The sequence below is a fragment of the Burkholderia sp. AU27893 genome, assembly GCF_002223205.1.
Taxonomy (GTDB): Bacteria; Pseudomonadota; Gammaproteobacteria; order Burkholderiales; family Burkholderiaceae; genus Burkholderia.
In genome coordinates this window covers 1-662 of record NZ_NKFD01000021.1, presented here as the reverse complement: position 1 = coordinate 662, position 662 = coordinate 1, and the positions used below count along the sequence as shown (strand labels likewise).

Genomic DNA, 662 nt, shown 5'->3' with positions numbered 1-662 from the left:
TGAAATTCGGCCCGTGGCTGCTCGCGGCGGCTGGCGTGCTGTTCGGCATGTTCCGGCATCAGCAGGCCGCTACGGCCACGGCCAAGGCGGCGGCCACCGTCGCGCAGGCCCAGGCTACCGTTGATGCCGGCAACGCCGCGGCAGCGCAGGTCGGACAGCAGGCGGTGGCGACAGCGGCCGTCGCTCAGCAGCAGGCAGCGGCGACGCCGGATTCAAACCTCGACGCGCGGCTCGCCGACCTCGGTGCGCTGCGGAAGGATTGACAATGCGATCACTCAACATTTTTCTCGGCGCTCTCTGTGCGATTGCGCTGATCGAATCAGCACACGCGGAGCCTAATATCGTGCGGCGTCATGGCCCATCGATACAAATGAACCATATCGTCGTGTGCGAAGACCTGAACGCCCCGAACCCATCTGGCCGGGGTTTCCCGGCTATACCTGAGACGGGTGAACTTACGCCTGAAGGCTATGCTGAATTTCAGAGCATGCTGAAAGCGCGGTTTCCTGACTGCCCGGCCACAGACAACCCGACATCGGAGGCGCGATGAATGGGCAAGCTGTCTTCGTCATCGGCTGTGGTTTGCTACTGGCCGGCTGCCAGACCTGTCCGACGGTGCCGCCGGCGCGCATCGTCGATACCGCTTGCCTGTGGGTCAAGCC

The 662-nt window shown here is 63.9% G+C and carries 2 protein-coding genes; both read left to right on the top strand.

All coding sequences use genetic code 11. The features are described from left to right. The coding region (locus CFB47_RS40050) for a hypothetical protein (protein ID WP_089464395.1) at positions 1-263 on the top strand (263 nt) is incomplete at its 5' end. A gap of 2 nt (positions 264-265) precedes the next feature. After that, the gene (locus CFB47_RS41045; RefSeq protein WP_143330804.1) at positions 266-550 is read left to right on the top strand and encodes a hypothetical protein; all 285 of its coding nucleotides are present in this window, start codon (positions 266-268) and stop codon (positions 548-550) included. The last annotated feature ends 112 nt before the right edge of the window (positions 551-662 follow it).

Excerpts from the sequence above, each read along its gene's own strand:
- CFB47_RS41045 (WP_143330804.1), top strand. The coding sequence starts at position 266 with ATGCGATCACTCAACATTTTTCTCGGCGCTCTCTGTGCGATTGCGCTG.